At 64.5% G+C, this 16,491-nt stretch carries 17 protein-coding genes; 7 read left to right on the top strand and 10 right to left on the bottom strand.

Annotation, left to right across the window (positions count from 1 at the left end; translation table 11 throughout):
* Positions 1 to 47: 47 nt before the first annotated feature.
* Both groL and AC5V87_RS26090 read right to left on the bottom strand, forming a co-directional pair.
* Complete coding sequence (gene groL / locus AC5V87_RS26095) at positions 48 to 1,688, bottom strand: chaperonin GroEL (protein WP_057029537.1); 1,641 nt, start codon at positions 1,686 to 1,688, stop codon at positions 48 to 50.
* A gap of 45 nt (positions 1,689 to 1,733) precedes the next feature.
* Entirely contained in the window at positions 1,734 to 2,048 is a 315-nt protein-coding gene (locus tag AC5V87_RS26090; protein ID WP_456837725.1) for a co-chaperone GroES, read from the bottom strand.
* A gap of 396 nt (positions 2,049 to 2,444) precedes the next feature.
* On the opposite strand from AC5V87_RS26090, the gene AC5V87_RS26085 reads away from it, so the two are divergent.
* The 3 genes from AC5V87_RS26085 to AC5V87_RS26075 all read left to right on the top strand — a co-directional run bounded on the left by AC5V87_RS26085 (position 2,445) and on the right by AC5V87_RS26075 (position 4,886).
* On the top strand, positions 2,445 to 2,732 hold the full coding sequence (locus tag AC5V87_RS26085; RefSeq protein WP_456837726.1) for an usg protein: 288 nt from the start codon (positions 2,445 to 2,447) through the stop codon (positions 2,730 to 2,732).
* A gap of 192 nt (positions 2,733 to 2,924) precedes the next feature.
* Positions 2,925 to 3,452, top strand: a complete 528-nt coding sequence (locus AC5V87_RS26080) for a cupin domain-containing protein (protein ID WP_456837727.1) — start codon at positions 2,925 to 2,927, stop codon at positions 3,450 to 3,452.
* Between the two features lie 222 nt (positions 3,453 to 3,674).
* On the top strand, positions 3,675 to 4,886 hold the full coding sequence (locus tag AC5V87_RS26075) for a rhomboid family intramembrane serine protease (protein WP_495368129.1): 1,212 nt from the start codon (positions 3,675 to 3,677) through the stop codon (positions 4,884 to 4,886).
* 26 nt (positions 4,887 to 4,912) lie between these two features.
* Here AC5V87_RS26075 and AC5V87_RS26070 read toward each other — a convergent pair whose 3' ends face one another.
* Positions 4,913 to 6,163, bottom strand: a complete 1,251-nt coding sequence (locus AC5V87_RS26070) for a NupC/NupG family nucleoside CNT transporter (RefSeq protein ID WP_456837729.1) — start codon at positions 6,161 to 6,163, stop codon at positions 4,913 to 4,915.
* A gap of 193 nt (positions 6,164 to 6,356) precedes the next feature.
* Between AC5V87_RS26070 and AC5V87_RS26065 the strand changes: the two genes are divergently transcribed.
* Positions 6,357 to 7,562, top strand: a complete 1,206-nt coding sequence (locus AC5V87_RS26065; protein ID WP_495371944.1) for an MFS transporter — start codon at positions 6,357 to 6,359, stop codon at positions 7,560 to 7,562.
* A 157-nt stretch (positions 7,563 to 7,719) separates the two neighbouring features.
* Here the strand turns inward: AC5V87_RS26065 and AC5V87_RS26060 are convergent, their stop codons facing one another.
* The 5 genes from AC5V87_RS26060 to AC5V87_RS26040 all read right to left on the bottom strand — a co-directional run bounded on the left by AC5V87_RS26060 (position 7,720) and on the right by AC5V87_RS26040 (position 12,799).
* Complete coding sequence (locus AC5V87_RS26060) at positions 7,720 to 8,478, bottom strand: SDR family oxidoreductase (protein WP_495368128.1); 759 nt, start codon at positions 8,476 to 8,478, stop codon at positions 7,720 to 7,722.
* Between the two features lie 24 nt (positions 8,479 to 8,502).
* Entirely contained in the window at positions 8,503 to 9,261 is a 759-nt protein-coding gene (locus AC5V87_RS26055) for a proteasome-type protease (RefSeq protein ID WP_456837732.1), read from the bottom strand.
* A gap of 206 nt (positions 9,262 to 9,467) precedes the next feature.
* Positions 9,468 to 10,316 carry a transglutaminase family protein gene (locus AC5V87_RS26050; protein ID WP_495368127.1) on the bottom strand — a complete coding sequence of 283 codons (849 nt, stop codon included), beginning with the start codon at positions 10,314 to 10,316 and terminating at the stop codon, positions 9,468 to 9,470.
* Positions 10,317 to 10,430: 114 nt separating this feature from the next.
* Positions 10,431 to 11,375 (bottom strand): alpha-E domain-containing protein, encoded by a 945-nt coding sequence (locus AC5V87_RS26045; RefSeq protein ID WP_027560128.1) that lies wholly within the window; start codon positions 11,373 to 11,375, stop codon positions 10,431 to 10,433.
* A gap of 5 nt (positions 11,376 to 11,380) precedes the next feature.
* Positions 11,381 to 12,799, bottom strand: a complete 1,419-nt coding sequence (locus AC5V87_RS26040; RefSeq protein WP_495368126.1) for a circularly permuted type 2 ATP-grasp protein — start codon at positions 12,797 to 12,799, stop codon at positions 11,381 to 11,383.
* A gap of 278 nt (positions 12,800 to 13,077) precedes the next feature.
* Between AC5V87_RS26040 and AC5V87_RS26035 the strand changes: the two genes are divergently transcribed.
* From AC5V87_RS26035 to AC5V87_RS26025, 3 genes are all read left to right on the top strand, one after another.
* Positions 13,078 to 13,815, top strand: coding sequence for a competence/damage-inducible protein A (locus tag AC5V87_RS26035; protein ID WP_495368125.1), 738 nt, complete (start codon positions 13,078 to 13,080; stop codon positions 13,813 to 13,815).
* A 34-nt stretch (positions 13,816 to 13,849) separates the two neighbouring features.
* Positions 13,850 to 14,377: a xanthine phosphoribosyltransferase gene (gene gpt, locus AC5V87_RS26030; RefSeq protein WP_027560125.1), complete on the top strand. Its 528-nt coding sequence runs from the start codon at positions 13,850 to 13,852 to the stop codon at positions 14,375 to 14,377.
* 156 nt (positions 14,378 to 14,533) lie between these two features.
* Complete coding sequence (locus tag AC5V87_RS26025; RefSeq protein WP_495368124.1) at positions 14,534 to 15,181, top strand: hypothetical protein; 648 nt, start codon at positions 14,534 to 14,536, stop codon at positions 15,179 to 15,181.
* 13 nt (positions 15,182 to 15,194) lie between these two features.
* Here the strand turns inward: AC5V87_RS26025 and AC5V87_RS26020 are convergent, their stop codons facing one another.
* Both AC5V87_RS26020 and AC5V87_RS26015 read right to left on the bottom strand, forming a co-directional pair.
* Positions 15,195 to 15,428, bottom strand: coding sequence for a hypothetical protein (locus AC5V87_RS26020; RefSeq protein ID WP_495368123.1), 234 nt, complete (start codon positions 15,426 to 15,428; stop codon positions 15,195 to 15,197).
* Positions 15,428 to 16,450, bottom strand: a complete 1,023-nt coding sequence (locus tag AC5V87_RS26015; RefSeq protein ID WP_495368122.1) for a methionine synthase — start codon at positions 16,448 to 16,450, stop codon at positions 15,428 to 15,430. The genes AC5V87_RS26020 and AC5V87_RS26015 overlap by 1 nt, the downstream gene beginning before the upstream one ends.
* Positions 16,451 to 16,491: the final 41 nt, after the last annotated feature.

The raw sequence follows: 16,491 nt of genomic DNA, 5'->3' as shown, positions 1-16,491 counted from the left end.
CCCCGGCATCGCTGCCGGGGTTTCGCAAGTCTCGAGGTGGTTGGACCTTAGAAGTCCATGCCGCCCATGCCGCCGCCGGGGGGCATCGCCGGGCCGGCGCCGCCCTTCTTGGGCAGCTCGGCGACCATGGCTTCCGTGGTGATCAGGAGCGCGGCCACCGAGGCAGCGTTCTGGATCGCGGTACGGACCACCTTGGTCGGGTCGATGATGCCCTTCTTGACGAGGTCGGCATATTCGCCGGTCTGGGAGTCGAAGCCGTAATTGTAGGCCTTGTTCTCCAGGATCTTGCCGACGATCACCGAGCCGTCTTCACCAGCGTTGATCGCGATCTGACGAGCCGGTGCCGACAGCGCCTTGCGCACGATCTCGACGCCGGTCTTCTGATCGTCGTTCTTGGTGCGCAGGCCCTTGAGCTGCTCGGAGGCACGGAGCAGGGCGACGCCGCCGCCCGGGACGATGCCTTCCTCGACAGCGGCGCGGGTCGCATGCATCGCGTCATCAACGCGATCCTTGCGCTCCTTCACCTCGACCTCGGTCGCGCCGCCGACGCGGATCACCGCGACGCCGCCCGCCAGCTTGGCGAGACGCTCCTGGAGCTTCTCACGGTCGTAGTCCGAGGTGGTCTCCTCGATCTGCGCCTTGATCTGAGCCACACGCGCCTCGATGTCGGCCTTCTTGCCGGCGCCGTTGACGATGGTGGTGTTCTCCTTGTCGATCATCACCTTCTTGGCGCGACCGAGCATGTTGAGCGTGACGTTCTCGAGCTTGATGCCGAGGTCTTCCGAGATCGCCTGGCCGCCGGTCAGGATAGCGATGTCCTGCAGCATGGCCTTGCGGCGATCGCCGAAGCCCGGAGCCTTGACGGCCGCGACCTTCAGGCCGCCACGGAGACGGTTCACGACCAGGGTCGCGAGCGCTTCACCCTCGACGTCCTCGGCGACGATAACTAGCGGCTTGCCGGTCTGCACCACGGCCTCGAGCAGCGGCAGCAGCTCGTTCAGCGAGGACAGCTTCTTCTCGTTGATGAGGATGTAGGCGTCGTCCATCTCAACGCGCATCTTGTCGGCGTTGGTGACGAAGTAGGGCGAGATGTAGCCGCGGTCGAACTGCATGCCCTCGACCACGTCGAGCTCGGTCTCGAGCGACTTGGCTTCCTCGACGGTGATGACGCCCTCGTTGCCGACCTTCTTCATGGCGTCGGCAAGGAACTTGCCGATCTCAGCGTCGCCGTTGGCCGAGATGGTGCCGACCTGGGCGATCTCGTCGTTCGAGGTGACCTTCTTCGAGTTCTTCTCGAGGTCGGCCACGACGGCCTCGACCGCGAGGTCGATACCGCGCTTGAGGTCCATCGGGTTCATGCCGGCGGCAACGGACTTCGCGCCTTCCTTCACGATCGCCTGGGCGAGCACGGTGGCGGTGGTGGTGCCGTCGCCGGCCGCGTCAGCGGACTTGGAGGCGACTTCGCGCACCATCTGGGCGCCCATGTTCTCGAACTTGTCGTCGAGCTCGATCTCCTTGGCGACGGTGACGCCGTCCTTGGTGATGCGGGGAGCGCCGAACGACTTGTCGAGCACGACGTTGCGGCCCTTCGGACCGAGCGTGACCTTCACCGCGTTGGCGAGGACGTCGACGCCGCGCAGCATCTTGTCGCGCGCTTCAACCGAGAATTTGACTTCTTTGGCTGCCATCTGGAATTTTCCTTGAGGATGTTGACTGGAAGGGGAGAGGGGCTCTTAAGCCGCCTTCTTCTTGGAATCGCTGACCTCGAGAACGCCCATCACGTCGCTCTCCTTCATGATCAGCAGGTCCTGACCGTCGATCTTGACCTCGGTGCCGGACCATTTGCCGAACAGCACGCGGTCGCCGACCTTCAGGTCGATCGGGGTCAGCTTGCCAGCTTCGTCGCGGCCACCCGGGCCAACAGCGACGACTTCGCCCTGGGAGGGCTTTTCCTTGGCAGTGTCGGGAATGATGATGCCGCCAGCGGTCTTCTCTTCTGCGTCGATGCGCTTGACCACGACGCGGTCGTGAAGCGGACGGAATTTCATGCAGTCCTCCTAAACATTTGCACGAGTTGAGGATTTTGAGTTGTTAGCAGTCGTTGCCCGTGAGTGCTAGCACGGGCGACGCTGAAATAGGACAGGAATTTTGCGGGGGCAAGGGCTTCTAGCAGAAAAATCAGCACTCGAAAGCGCGGATTGCCAGATATTCTTTACCATCGTTAACCGGCCGCAGAGCCGCGTGGAGGCCGTTGGCGGACCGTATTAGCACGGAGCCGCATCTGCTGCTAACGCTTTGAATTTCAACAGCTTGTTAAACTTTTGGGCTTGAGATGGATTGTCAGTTTGCGTCACATTTCTCTCATGTGAGCGCATCGTTTCCGGGTGGCTCCCGGGGCACCGATCAAGCCACTCCCGAATGCGCTCCTGCAAAGGAGGTTTGGCATGGGACTGCGCGTTGGGGGCGTTTCCGAGGATTTCCGGAAACAGATGCTGGGTTACGGGCTGACGACGGCACAAATTCTCTACCGGATGCCGGATCACCCGTCGCTGCTCCAGACCTATGTCTGGCAGAACTACGATATGTTTCCGAAATTCCCGGCGCTGACCGACTTCCTGGCCTTCTGGCAGGAGAAGCTCGACGGGCCGCTGCACTCGGTCACGGTCGCGCATTCCAAGCTGATCAAACCCGCCGAACTGCGTTCCGTGGACGGCGTGTTCCGTCTGCATTGAGGCGAGCACCGGGCTTGTAGGGGGCAAAGGCGCGTAGGCGCCGTGCCCACCATCTCTCAGCGATCGCAACTGACATAGGTGGGCACGCTTCCGCCGTCGCTCTTGGAGCAATGGCGGACAAGTCGCTTTGCCCGCCCTACGGCATCTTGTTCTGTGCTAGCCTTTTCCCATAACAACAACGGGAGGCGGCCCATGGCCAAGAAGGCGAAATCGCGCAGCGCAGTCCAGACCGCGGTGAAGAAGCGGAGCGGCGCCAAAGCCGCTGCGCGATCTCCCGCGCGTAAGGCAGTGAAGACGAAAGCCCGCACGGTTGCGCCGAAAAAGCCTGCCCGTCCCAAGCAGCGCATCGCCATCAGCCACCACCGCGAGGAAGATTTCAAAGCCGACGGCCTGCGCGCTTACGCCAAATACCGCGACCTCGGCATCGCAGATGCCACTCACGGCCTGGCGCAAGCGCATGTGATCCGCCTGCAGGGTCCGTGCAATCCAGCGGAGGTGTCGAAACTGCATTTTCACGACGTCGAATTCCAGATGGTCTACGTGCTCAAGGGCTGGGTGAGGACCTACATGGAGGGGCAGGGCGAGACCCTGATGAAGGAAGGCAGCGCCTGGACCCAGCCGCCGAAGATCAAGCACATGATTTTGGATTACTCGGACGACGCGGAGCTGCTGGAGGTGATCTTGCCGGCGGAGTTCAGGACGGTCGAGTTGAAGGCGTAGGCACGCTCTCTCAGCCGTCATTCCGGCGCGCCCGCAGCGCGAACGCCACCGCCCCCAGCAAACACGTCGTCAGCGTTCCCGAGCGATCGCTAAAAAGCGACCGATCCGCGAAACCGCGAAGTTACCGATCGGATGGTTTCAGCCGCCCGGGAGGGCGGCGCTAACCAGTCGAAAACACCTCTTGCGTCAACTCAGGGCTGTGAACATGCAGGACATGCTTTCATGGCGACCAACACTTTTGGCCGACGCGGCGTCGTGGCGCCACCACCAAGTGGATCGTTTCAACGCGCATCGCTTCAACCCGTGGCCGCGCCGATCGCTCCTCGGCCCTTGCCCAGTGAGGGGACGCTCTTTGCCGACAACAAGCTGCTGGCCGATATCCCCTTCCTCACCATTGGCCTGATCTTCGGTCTGTTGCTGATCTTCGCCCTGCAACGCAGCCTGGCCATCGACGTTGCGCGCGACGGCTCACTCGATGTCCGCTCGCTGATCGCTTATGGCGCGACCAGCTATGATCTGGTGGTTGGAAGGGGAGAGTGGTGGCGGATCGGTCTCGCGCCGCTTCTGCATGGCAGCGATTGGCACCTCATTGGCAACTGCATTGCGCTGTTCATCGTCGGCGTCAGGTTGGAGCCTCTGATCGGCCGTGGCTGGTTTGCGCTGATCTTCGTTGCCAGTGCGCTAGCCGGCGAGGCCGCCTCGCTCCTCGGCAATGCGCCCGGCCAGCCGGGCGTCGGTGCGTCCGGCGCCATTACCGGCCTGATCGCCGCGCTGTTCGTCTCGAGCTTCGATCCCGAAGCGGACGCCGATCAGACGATGTCGAGGCTGAAGACGTCGCTCTTCTTCGGTGTTCCCGCACTGCTGCCGCTTGCCTTTGGCGCCTCCGGCAATGTCGACTATTTTGCCCATGCAGGCGGTGCGCTGGCCGGCGGCGCGCTTGCCGTCATGCCGTGGCTGCTGTTCTGTTCCTATGACAGCCTGCCGCGGAGCGCGAGCATGACGTTGCTTGCAGGATGCGTCGGATCTCTGATCTGCGCCGGCTTCGCCGCCGCTCATTTTGCGTCCTACATGGCCGACGCCAGACAGTATGTCCGGATCTCGGAATACCCGGACAAGGCTGGCGAAATGGCTGCCCGGTCCTTCGATCTGGTCACGCGCTACCCGAAAGACCCGAGGGCTCATTTTTTCCGTGCGGTCTACTTCCTGGAGCAGGAGAATCTCGGTGCCGCCGAGGTGGAAGTGCGGGCCGCCATGTCGCTCGCAGCCTCGGATGTAGCGGGCGGGCCGGTGCGCTCCGGGGCGCAGGGTTTGATGGCGGTGTTGCTGATGGTGCAGGGACGGACCGGCGAGGCGAAAGCCATGGCGGCCGAACCCTGCCGCGCCAAGATGGCTGACGTGCGTCGCATCTTGCAGAAGCAAAAATTGTGCGGTTGAGCGCCTCGGAATGACGGCGGAGCGACCTACGCGAGCACCCCCACCACCGCGCCCATCAGACACGTCGTCAACGTCCCCGATACGATCGACTTCAGCCCGAGCGCGTTGATCTCCTCGCGCCGCTCCGGCGCCATCACTCCCAGGCCGCCGATCATGATGCCGAGGCTGGCGAAATTGGCAAAGCCGCACATCGCATAGAGCATGATCAGGCGCGAGCGCGGATCGAGCGCGTCGGGCGGCAGTTTTGAGAGATCGACATAGGCGATCAGTTCGTTGAGCACGGTCTTGGTGCCCATCAGGCTGCCGGCGGTGATCGCCTGGTCCCAGGGCAGACCCATCAGCCAGCACACCGGCGCCATCACGAGGCCGAGCAGGCGCTGCAACGAGATCGCGGCGCCGCCGATATCCGGCAGTAATCCGAGCGCGGCGTTGACGAGGTAGACCAGCGCCACCAGCACCAGCAGCATCGCGACGATGTTGAGCAGCAGCTCGAGGCCGGCGGTGGTGCCCTTCACGATCGCGTCCATTGCGCTGGCGACGTCCATGTCAGGATCCTCCAGCGCGCCGCCGGTGCGCCTGTCACTCGTCTCCGGCACCATGATCAGGCTGACCAGGATCGCGGCGGGTGCGCCCAGCACCGAGGCGATGACGAAATGCGCGGCGGCGTCAGGAATCAGCGGTGCCAGCAGCGTCGCATAGAGCACCAGCACCGTTCCGGCGATGCCGGCCATGCCGCCGGTCATCACCAGGAACAATTCGCTGCGCGTCATCTGTTTCAGGTACGGCCGCACGAACAGCGGTGCCTCGACCATGCCGAGGAAGATGTTGGCGGCGGTGGACAGGCCCACCGCGCCGCCGACCCCCAACGTACGTTCGAGCAGCCAGGCCATGCCGCGCACGATGGGCGGCAGCACCCGCCAGTAGAACAACAGCGTCGTCAGCGCGCTCATCACCAGCACGATCGGCAGCGCCTGGAAGGCCAGGATGAAATCGGCGCCCGGCGCCTTGAGGTCGAAGGGCAGGGGGCCGCCGCCGACATAGCCGAAGACGAAGGCGGAGCCGGCGCGGGAGGCCGCCGAGATCGCGCCGACCGCGTCGTTGATGGCGCCGAAGGCGTGCGCGACGACGGGCAGCTTCAACAGCACGAGCGCGGTGACGAAGGTCACGGCGAGGCCGATCCCGGCCTGCCGCAGCGAGAGGGCGCGCCGATTCTCCGCCAGCGCATAGGCGAGCAGCAGCAATGCGAAAATGCCAAGTGCCGATTGCAGCCGCAGCATGATGTCCCCAAACCCTCAATGATTATGGCCGCGGGTGCGTTGCAAACGCAATGCCGGATGGCCCTGGGGCCCGCCCGCTGTTGACAAGCTGGTCCGCGTCAGCCACGCGGGGCATCGTCAATACCAGGCGCGGATGGTCAGGAAGGTGAGCCAAAACGCAAGCGAAGCGCAGCCGTTACAGGCCAGTGCGCCGGTGACGGCCGGCCAGCTCCTCGCCCACCGCGCATTCCTGTTCTTCCTGCTATCGCGCAGCCTGTCGCGATTCTCCAGCCAGATCGCGGCGGTCGCGATCGGCTGGCAGATCTACGATCTCACCGGCTCGGCCTTCGACCTTGGCATGGTCGGCCTCGTGCAGTTCCTCCCCACGGCGCTGCTGGTGTTCGTCGCCGGCCATGCCGCCGACCGTTTCGAGCGCAAGCGCGTGGTCCAGCTCTGCCAGCTCGTGGAAGCCGCGACCGCGCTGTACCTCGCTGTCATCACCTATCTCGGCGCGGTCGGCGAGGTGCAGATCTTCGTCGCGACCTTTGTGCTCGGCATCGCTGGCGCATTCGAGAGCCCGACCACCGCGGCGCTGCTGCCGCTGATCGCGCCGCGGGGCTCGCTCCAGCGCGCCACGGCCGTCTCCAGCGGCGCGGCACAGGTCGCGACCATCACGGGCCCCGCGCTCGGCGGCTTTGCCTACGCCATCGCGCCGCATCTGGCCTACGCCGTCATGGTGGCGTTCTGGATTTTGGGTATGATCCTGACCGGCTTCATCCGGCCGCGTCCGCAGGCGATCGCCGAGGAGGGGACGGAGTCTGACAACATCTTTGCAGGTGTTCGCTTCATCCGCAGCAATTCGGCGATCCTCGGCACCATCTCGCTCGATCTGTTCGCTGTGCTGTTCGGCGGTGTCACGGCGTTGTTGCCGATCTATGCCCGTGACATTCTTCAGACCGGCCCGGTCGGGTTAGGGGTGCTGCGCGCGGCGCCCGCGGTCGGTGCGCTGCTGATGACTATGGTGCTGGCGCGTCACGCCATCTCCAGGCATGTGGGCTTGCGCATGTTCCAGGCCGTCATCGTGTTCGGCGTTGCCACGATCGTGTTCGCGTTGTCGCAGTGGATGTGGCTGTCGGTACTCTCGCTCGCCGTGCTGGGCGCCGCCGACACGATCAGCGTCGTGATCCGCTTCTCGCTGGTGCAGCTCGCCACCCCCGACGAGATGCGCGGCCGCGTCGGCGCGGTGAACTTTCTCTTCATCAATGCCAGCAATCAGCTGGGCCAGTTCGAGAGCGGCCTGACGGCCGCGCTGTTCGGCGCGATGCCCGCTGCCGTGCTCGGCGGTGTTTGCACGGTCGCGGTGGCGCTGCTCTGGATGAAGCTGTTCCCGAGCCTGCGGCAGGTGGAGAGTTTGGAGTAGGCGAAGGTCTCGTGTCCCGGACAAGCTGCAACGCGTCAGCGTTGCGGCGCAGAGCCGGGCCCCAAGGCCAATCACGAGATCGCTAAGGCATGGGCCCCGGCTCTGCAGCGCGTCATTGCATGCCGCGCTGCGTCCGGGGCACGAGAGCGGTTCTGGACTAGCCCCGTCCCACGAACGGCATCTTCGTCGCCATCACCGTCATGGTCAGCACGTTGGCATCGAGCGGCAGGCCGGCCATGTAGGCAACGGCATCGCCGACCGCCTTCGCGTCCATGCGCGGCTCGTGCTTGGTGGTGCCGTCGGGCTGCAGCACGCCGGGGCCGTTGACCATGCGGTCGGTCATTGGCGTTGCGGCATTGCCGATGTCGATCTGGCCGACCGCGATGTCATACATGCGGCCGTCGAGGTTCGAGGCCTTGGTCAGGCCGGTGATGGCGTGCTTGGTCGAGGTGTAGGCCGCCGAGAACGGCCGCGGCGCATGCGCCGAGATCGAGCCGTTGTTGATGATGCGGCCGCCGCGCGGGTTCTGGTCCTTCATGATGCGGAAGGCGTGCTGGGTGCACAGGAACGGGCCGGTGAGGTTGGTGTTCACCACCGCCTGCCACTGCTCGAGGCTGAGGTCCTCGAAATTGACGGCCGGCGCGCCCATGCCGGCATTGTTGAACAGCACGTCGAGGCGGCCATAGGTCGCCTTCACCTTGTCGAACAGCGCGGCAATGGAATCCGGCTTGGTCATGTCGGCGGTGACGCACAGGCTTTTTCCCGCGGGGCCGAGCTTTGCGGTCTCCTCGAGCATATCGAGGCGGCGGCCTGCGAGCACCACGGTGAAGCCGATGTTCATCAGTGCCAGTGCGGCGGCGCGCCCGACGCCGGTGCCGGCGCCGGTCACCAATGCGATCTTTTTCGCTTCACTCATCGTTTCCTGCCTTTTCTCTTGCTGTCAGGTTTTGGGTTCTTTGTCGTTCTTGTAGGGCGGCCGCGGAATGTTCTGATGCGCCGCGCGCAACGCCGCCGACCAGCGCGAGCGCAGGTCGTGGAAGTAGGGCTCGCCCGCCTCGATGCGGTGGTTGAGATCGGCATCACAGGCATCCGAGCGCACCACCAGCACGTCGATCGGCAGGCCTACGCCGAGATTGGAACGCATCGTCGAGTCCATCGAGATCAGGCCGGTCTTCAGCGCCTCGTAGAGCTCGACGTCGTAATGCATGGCGCGGTCGAGCACCGGCTTGCCGTATTTGTGCTCGCCGATCTGAAGGTACGGCGTGTCGGTGGTGCACTCGATGAAATTGCCCGCGGTGTAGACCATGAACAGACGCATCCGCGCGCCCTTGATCTGGCCTCCGAACAGGAAGGAGACGTCGAACGATACGTCCTCGGATTTCAGCGCCGGACCTTCGGTGGCGTGGACCGCCCGGATCGCCCGGCCGATGCGCTGGGCGGCCTGGAACATGGTCGGCGCGTTCATCAGCGTCTCGATCTCGCCCGTGTTGGGGTCCTCGAGGCCTTCGGTCAGGGTAGACAGCACCGACTGGCTGATGGCGAGGTTGCCGGCGCTGGCGATCGCCATGATGCGCTCGCCGGGCTTTGAGAAGATGTGCAGCTTGCGGAAGGTCGAGACGTTGTCGAGTCCGGCATTGGTGCGGGTATCGGCGATCATCACCAGACCGTCCCGAACCAGGATTCCGCAGCAATAGGTCATTTCCAGTCCCCGAACGCGTTTGCGCGGAATTACTAGCCAATTTCGGGGAGGCATGAAACCCCCGATTCCCGCGGGCTAGGCTGGCGCTCCGGGGCGCGCGCAGCGCTAGCCCGGAATGCGTTGGGGCGCAGAGTTCGCGGATGAATGGATGCTCAGGTGCGCAATTGCGCACGGTGGTTCGCGCTACGCGCGCCCGGGAATGGCACCTAGCTCTGCCGCTGGGACTGCGATTGCGACTGGCCGCCGCGGCCGGCCTGGTCGACCTTGACCGCCACCGTCAGCGTCTCCGTGCCGCCGCCATAGCGGGTGCCGCGCACGGGGGCTGCGCCGAGATAGTCGAGCCCGATCGCGACGCGGACATGGGCCTCGGTGGCGCAGATGCTGTTGGCGGGATCGAAGCCGACCCAGCCGAGATCGGGCACATAGGCCTCCGCCCAGGCGTGGCCGGCATCCTGATGCATCGTGCCGTCGGCGCGCAGGAAATGGCCGGAGACGAAGCGTGCCGGCACGCCGCCGGTGCGGGCGCAGGCGATGAAGATGTGCGCGTAGTCCTGGCAGACGCCGCGCTTGAGCGTGAATGCTTCGGCCGCCGAGGTGCCGCTGTTGGTCGGGTCCTCGTCGAAGGTCATGTGCTCGCTGATCTGCGTCATCAGCGTGTGCAGGAAGCCGAGCGTGTCGCTCTCGGCCTCGCTGCGCAGCTGGCGCGCCACCGCCGTCATGGCCGGATTGACCGAGGTGAGGTCGGTCGTGCGCAGGAACATGCCGGCCGGAAAGCGCTCGTCGGCGCCGCGCAGCACGCCGCCAGTGTCGTGAGTCTCGATCAGCCCCTCGGCGGTGATCTTGATGTCGCCGACCGGGCCGCAGGACAGCACATGGGTGACGTTGCCGAACGCGTCTTCGTGGGTGTCGAGCTTGGTGTCGGTCGAGACGTCGATCTGCCACTCCGCCACATATTGCCCGTCATGGCTGCCGGGCGTCATGCGCAGGATCTGGATCACGCTGGTGGCCGGCGGCTCGTAGCGATAGGTCGTGGTGTGCTGGATTCGCAGGCGCATGGTTTTCAATTCCGTCGTTCCGGGGCGGTCCGCAGGACCGAACCCGGAATCTCGAGATTCCGGGTTCGCGCTGCGCGCGCCCCGGAATGACGATGAGTGAGAGTTCCTGTTCGACTAGATCAAATACTGCTTCGTGATGATTTCGCCCAGCCTGGAATTATCCGCGATGAATTCCTGAATGAATTCATGCACGCCGTGCTGGAAAATGTCGTTCATGTTGCTGTGTTCCAGCCGGTTGCGGATGCCGCGGGCGTGGCGCTGGGCCGGACCCTGGCGGCCATAGGCGACGCCGATCTGGTCGAGGTTGCGTACGAGATTGCCGTAGCAGCTGGCAAGCGAGCGCGGCAGCGTGTCGTTGAGGATGAGCAGGTCCGCGATCAGCCACGGCTTCAGCGTCTCGCGATAGACCCAGTGATAAGCCGTCAGCGCCGAGACCGAGCGCAGGATGGAGCTCCACTGGTAGAAGTCGAGCGGTCCGCCGACATGCTCCTCTTCGGGCAGCAGCACGTGGTACTTCACGTCGAGAATGCGCGCGGTGTTATCGGCGCGCTCGAGATGCACGCCCATCCGCGAGAACCAGTAGGCGTCGTTACGCAGCATGGTCCGGTAGGCCGAGCCGTCGAAGCGCAAGGAGGTCTCCTGCACGAAGCGCAGGAACTTTGCGAGATCCTCGCGCGTCGAGGTGCCCTTGCTCCACACCGCCTGCAGCTCGATCCAGGCCGAGTTGATGGTGTCCCACATCTCGCTGGTGAGCGCGGTGCGCACCGAGCGCGAGTTCAGCCGCGCCGCCTCGATGCAGTTCCGGATGGACGACGGATTGTCGGCCGAGAACGAGAGGTAGTCGACGACGTTGTGCTCGTTGGCTTCCTCGTAGGTCTGGTAGAAGCTGGCGGCGACGCCGGCGGTGAGCAGCGCGGAGTCCCATTCGTTGGTCTTGCCGATATAGGCGGCCGGCAAGGCGGTGACGCGCAAGGTCGCATCGATGGTGCGCGCGAGATACTCGGCCCGTTCGACGTAGCGGGCGAGCCAGTAGAGGTTTTCGGCGGTACGCGACAGCATTCTCTCTACTCGTCCAAAATCCAGGTGTCTTTGGTGCCGCCGCCCTGGCTCGAATTCACCACGAGCGAGCCTTCCTTCAACGCGACGCGCGTCAGTCCGCCCGGCACGATCGTGGTGCGCTTGCTGCCGGTCAGCACGAAGGGCCGCAAGTCCACATGGCGCGGGGCAAGGCCGGAGGCCGTGCAGGTCGGACAGGTCGAGAGCGCCAGCGTCGGCTGGGCGATAAAGCCCTCCGGCTCGCGCTTAAGCTTTTCGCGGAACGCTTCGATTGTCGCCTTGGTCGCGGCGGGGCCGATCAGCATGCCGTAGCCGCCGGAGCCGTGCACTTCCTTGACGACGAGCTCGCTCAGATTGTCCAGCACATAGCCGAGATCCTTCGGCTCGCGGCAGCGCCAGGTCTGCACGTTCTTCAGGATCGGCTCCTCGCCGAGATAGAATTTCACGATATCCGGCATGTAGGAGTAGATCGCCTTGTCGTCGGCGATGCCGGTGCCGACCGCGTTGGCGAGCGTGATGTTGCCGGCCGCATAGGCCGACATCAGTCCGGGGACGCCGAGCACGGAATCGGGACGGAAGGTGAGGGGATCGAGGAAGTCGTCGTCGACGCGGCGATAGATCACGTCGACCCGCTTCAGCCCTTCCGTCGTCCGCATGAACACTTCGTTGTTCTTGACGATGAGGTCGCGGCCTTCGACCAGCTCGATGCCGAGCTTGTCGGCCAGGAACGAGTGCTCGTAATAGGCGGAATTGTAGACGCCCGGCGTGAGCAGCGCGACGGTCGGCTCGCTGGATGCGCTGTGCGGCGCGACCGAGCGCAAGGCCGCGAGCAGCTCGTCGGGATAGCGTTCGACCGGCGCCACCTTGTGGCGCGCGAACAGGTCCGGAAACAGCCGCATCATGATCTCGCGGTTTTCCAGCATGTAGGACACGCCGGAGGGCGTGCGCGCATTGTCCTCCAGCACGATGAAGTCCTCGGCGTCGACCCGGACGATGTCGATCCCGGCGATGTGCACGTAGACGTCGTGCGGCACCTGCTGGCCGTTCATCTCGGGGCGGAACACCGGGTTCTGGAAGATCAGATCGTCGGGGACGACCTCGGCGCGAAGGATGTCGCGGCCGTGATAGATGTCGCGCAGGAACATGTTCAGCGCCTTCACGCGCTGCTTCAGGCCCTTCTCCAGCAGCGCCCATTCCTTGCCGGACATGATCCGCGGGATCACGTCGAACGGGATCAGGCGCTCGGTGGATTCGGAATCGCCATAGACCGCGAAGGTGATGCCGATCCGGCGGAACAGGAGCTCGGCTTCCTGCCGGCGATATTCGAGCGCCTCGGGAGGCGTCTCCTTGAGCCAGCGTGCCAGCTCCTGATAGGCGGGGCGAAGGTCCCCGCCGGGAATATTCATTTCATCAAACGCGACTGCCATAGATCCCGACTTGTCTCCGCAAGGCGTTGCGCCATTCGACAGGTCGCGAGGCCCTTGGTGAAGACCACAACGTCCTGGCCATGCGGCAAGAGTGCATGACTTTCATGTGGTAGCAAGGGCCGGGCCAGCGCGATAAGCATGGTGGAGGGGCATTTGCCGGGGATGACTGGCGGCTTGCCTGAAAAAATGGCTGAGGACTGCTTATTTCGGCAGCAAAACCGCGTGACTTCAACGCGTTACCTCGGCAAAGTCGGGACCACAGGTGAGGGACTGAAGGCATGAGCGAGATCGTCACGGCGGGCATTCTGGTCATCGGGGATGAAATCCTGTCCGGCCGTACCAAGGACAAGAATATCGGCTTCATCGCCGAATACCTGACCAACATCGGCATCGATCTGAAGGAAGTCCGGATCGTCTCAGACGACGAGGCCGATATCATCGCCGCGTTGGATGCACTGCGGCATCGCTACACCTATGTCTTCACCACCGGCGGCATCGGGCCGACCCATGACGACATTACCGCCGACAGCGTCGCCAAGGCCTTTGGCGTCGGCATCGACCATCACCCCGAGGTGGTTGCCCGTTTCCGCGAGCGCTGGAGCGAGCAGGATCTGAACGAAGCCCGCCTGCGCATGGCCCGCATCCCCGACGGCGCCGAGCTGATCCAAAGCGCGACCATCCTGGCGCCCGGCTTCAAGATCGGCAATGTCATCGTGATGGCCGGCGTGCCCTCGATCATGCAAGCGATGATGGACATCGTCGCGCCCAAGCTGAAATCTGGCGTGCGCATGCTCTCCGAATCGGTCCGCGCCAATGCGCGGGAGGGCGACATCGGCGGCCCGTTGCGGGCGATCGCGGCCGCTCATCCCGACACCATCATCGGCAGCTATCCGTTCATGGACGAAGAGCAGAAGCCGAACACCAACCTGGTGGTGCGCTCGCGCGATGCGGATAAGCTGGCGGCCGCGATGGCAGCCGTGAAGGAAATGCTGGCGGGATTGAACATCACCCGCTAGCAAACTGCCCGCGGACCAATGGCAGGAGACGACAATGGCTGGTGAAGCACCGGAACTGAATGCGCAGGAGAAGGCCGGCAAGGCCTTCCCGGTGTCCTGGGACCAGTTCCACCGGGATTGCCGAGCGCTGACCTGGCGCCTCAACGAGGTCGGCCCGTTCCACGCGGTGATCGCGATCACCCGCGGCGGCCTGGTGCCGGCCGCGATCGTTGCGCGCGAGCTCGGCGTGCGCGTGATCGATACGGTCTGCATTGCCAGCTACGACCACAACAAGCAGGGCGAGCTGCAGGTGCTCAAGGGCATCTCGGAAGCCGCGATGAAACTGGGCAATGGCACCGGCAAGGGGCTGTTGATCGTCGACGACCTCGTCGACACCGGCAAGACCGGCCGAATGGTGCGCGAGATGCTGCCTGATGCGCATTTCGCCACGGTCTATGCCAAGCCGATGGGACGTCCGCTGGTCGACACCTTCATCACCGAAGTGTCGCAGGACACGTGGATATTCTTCCCGTGGGACACCGCGCTGTCGTACCATCCGCCGCTGCGCGACGGGGCGGCGTAGTTTTTCTTCGCCTCTCCCCGCGTGCGGGGAGAGGCCGCGCCGAAGGCGCGGGTGAGGGGGACTCTCCGCGAGTCCAGCTCTCACCGAGTTTGCGGAGGCTCCCCCTCATCCCGACCTTCTCCCTGCACGCGGGGAGAAGGAGAAGAGTTGCGCCCCATGCCCCTGCAAAACCGCGTCACTCCCACCGGCGACATCATCGCCACCCCCCATCGCGGCATGTTCACCGGCAATCGCGGCATCATCCATGATCCCGCCACCAAGACGCTTCTGAAGAAGCGCTGGTCGTCACCGGCTTGGCTCACCTGCACCTGCGAATTCCGCGGCCGCCATCGCGAGGTGATGGCGCAGCGAAGCTGGACCGAGCTGTTCTTCCTGGACGAGGCTACCGCGCTCGCCGCCGGTCATCGCCCCTGTTTCTATTGCCGCCGCGACGAGGCCAATCAGTTTCGGACCGCATGGGAGAAGGGCAACCATGTGCATGATGTCCGCATGCACGACATCGACACGGTGCTGCATCACGAGCGGCTCGACCACGGCAGGAAGCGGCTGCATGCGCTGCTGGTGCCACTCGACCAGCTCCCTGACGGCGCGATGGTGCAGCAGGGCGAGGAGAGTTTTCTGGTGGTGCAGGGCAGGGCGTTCCTGTGGTCGCCGGCGGGTTATGTTGCCGATGCGCGCGAACTTGAAGGCGCCCAGTTGCTGACACCACCTTCGACGCTGCGCGCCATGAATGCCGGCTATCAGGCCACACTGCATCCGAGTGTACGGTGCGCTCCCTCCGCTGCAAGGGGGGAGGGAACGTAGCGCGGCGCGTGGCCTATTTGAGCGGCCGTCCCTGTTCGTCGACCGTCGTGCGCGCGTCGCGCAGCGCCCATTCGCGGATGATCTGGCGGCAGCGGGTGAGTTCGGCCTCGCTGACGCTGCCGGCCGCCTTTTCCGCACGCTCCACCATCGTCTTGCAGTTGAGCAGCACGGAGCGATCCTCCGCGTGCGCAGGCAAGCTGATGGCCGCAAAGGCTGCGGCGACGAACAGCGTCCGAGCGTCCACCATCAGCCGAGCTTCTTGCGCGCCAGCGCGGCGCCGGCGCCGAGCGCCATCAGCTTGGCTTCGGCGATCTCGCGCCGCATCGGCGCCATGCCGCAGTTGGTGGTGGCGATGATGTTGCTCTTGGGCACGAACTTCGACACTGCCTCGATCACCTGAACGACGTCCTCGGCGGTCTCGACCGTGTCGCTGGCGACATCGATGACGCCGGCCTGCACGATCTTGCTCTTGAGCAGCGCGAGCAAGTCGAGCGGCACTTTCGAGTTGCGGCACTCGATCGCGACCTGCTGGATCGGGCTGGCGTCGATCGCCGGAAAGATCTGCTCGTACTGCCGCCATTGGCTGCCGAGTGTCTCCTTCCAGTCGGTGTTGGCCTTGATGCCGTAGCCGTAGCAGATGTGCACGGCGGTGGTGCAGGTCAGGCCCTGCGCCGCACGCTCCAGCGCCTTGATGCCCCAGTCGTTGACCTCGTCCATGTAGACGTTGAAGGCGGGCTCGTCGAACTGCACGAGATCGACACCGTCTGCCTGCAATGCCTTGGCTTCCTCGTTCAGCAGTTCGGCGAAGGCGAACGCCATCTTGACGCGGTCGCCGTAGTAGCGGTCGGCGATGGTATCGATGATGGTCATCGGGCCGGGCAGAGTGAATTTCAGTTTCTTCTTCGTGTGCGTGCGCGCCACTTGCGCCTCAAAGGCGTGGACGCGGCCCTTGAGCCGGAGCGGGGCGACCACTTGCGGCACCATCGCCTTGTAGCGGTCTTTGCGGATGCCCATCTCGACCTTGTGGGCGAAATCGATGCCCTCGATCTTCTCCAGAAAACCGTGCACGAAATGCTGCCGGGCCTGCTCGCCCTCGGTGACGATGTCGATGCCGGCGTCTTCCTGGACCTTGAGCCAGATCAGTGTCGCGTCGCGCTTGGCGCGGAGCAGCTCGTCGCCTCCGGACTTCCAGGGCGCCCAGAGCATATTGGGCTCGGCGAGCCATTCCGGCTTCGGCAAGGAGCCGGCGATCGTGGTTGGAAACAGCATGGCGGCCCTCCCGGCAGGTTGAGTTGCGCCCCTTCCTGCCA

Source organism: Bradyrhizobium sp. SOJA106 (genome assembly GCF_059448745.1).
The sequence above is the reverse complement of the archived record's forward strand: the minus strand, read 5'-3'. Positions and strand labels throughout refer to the sequence as shown.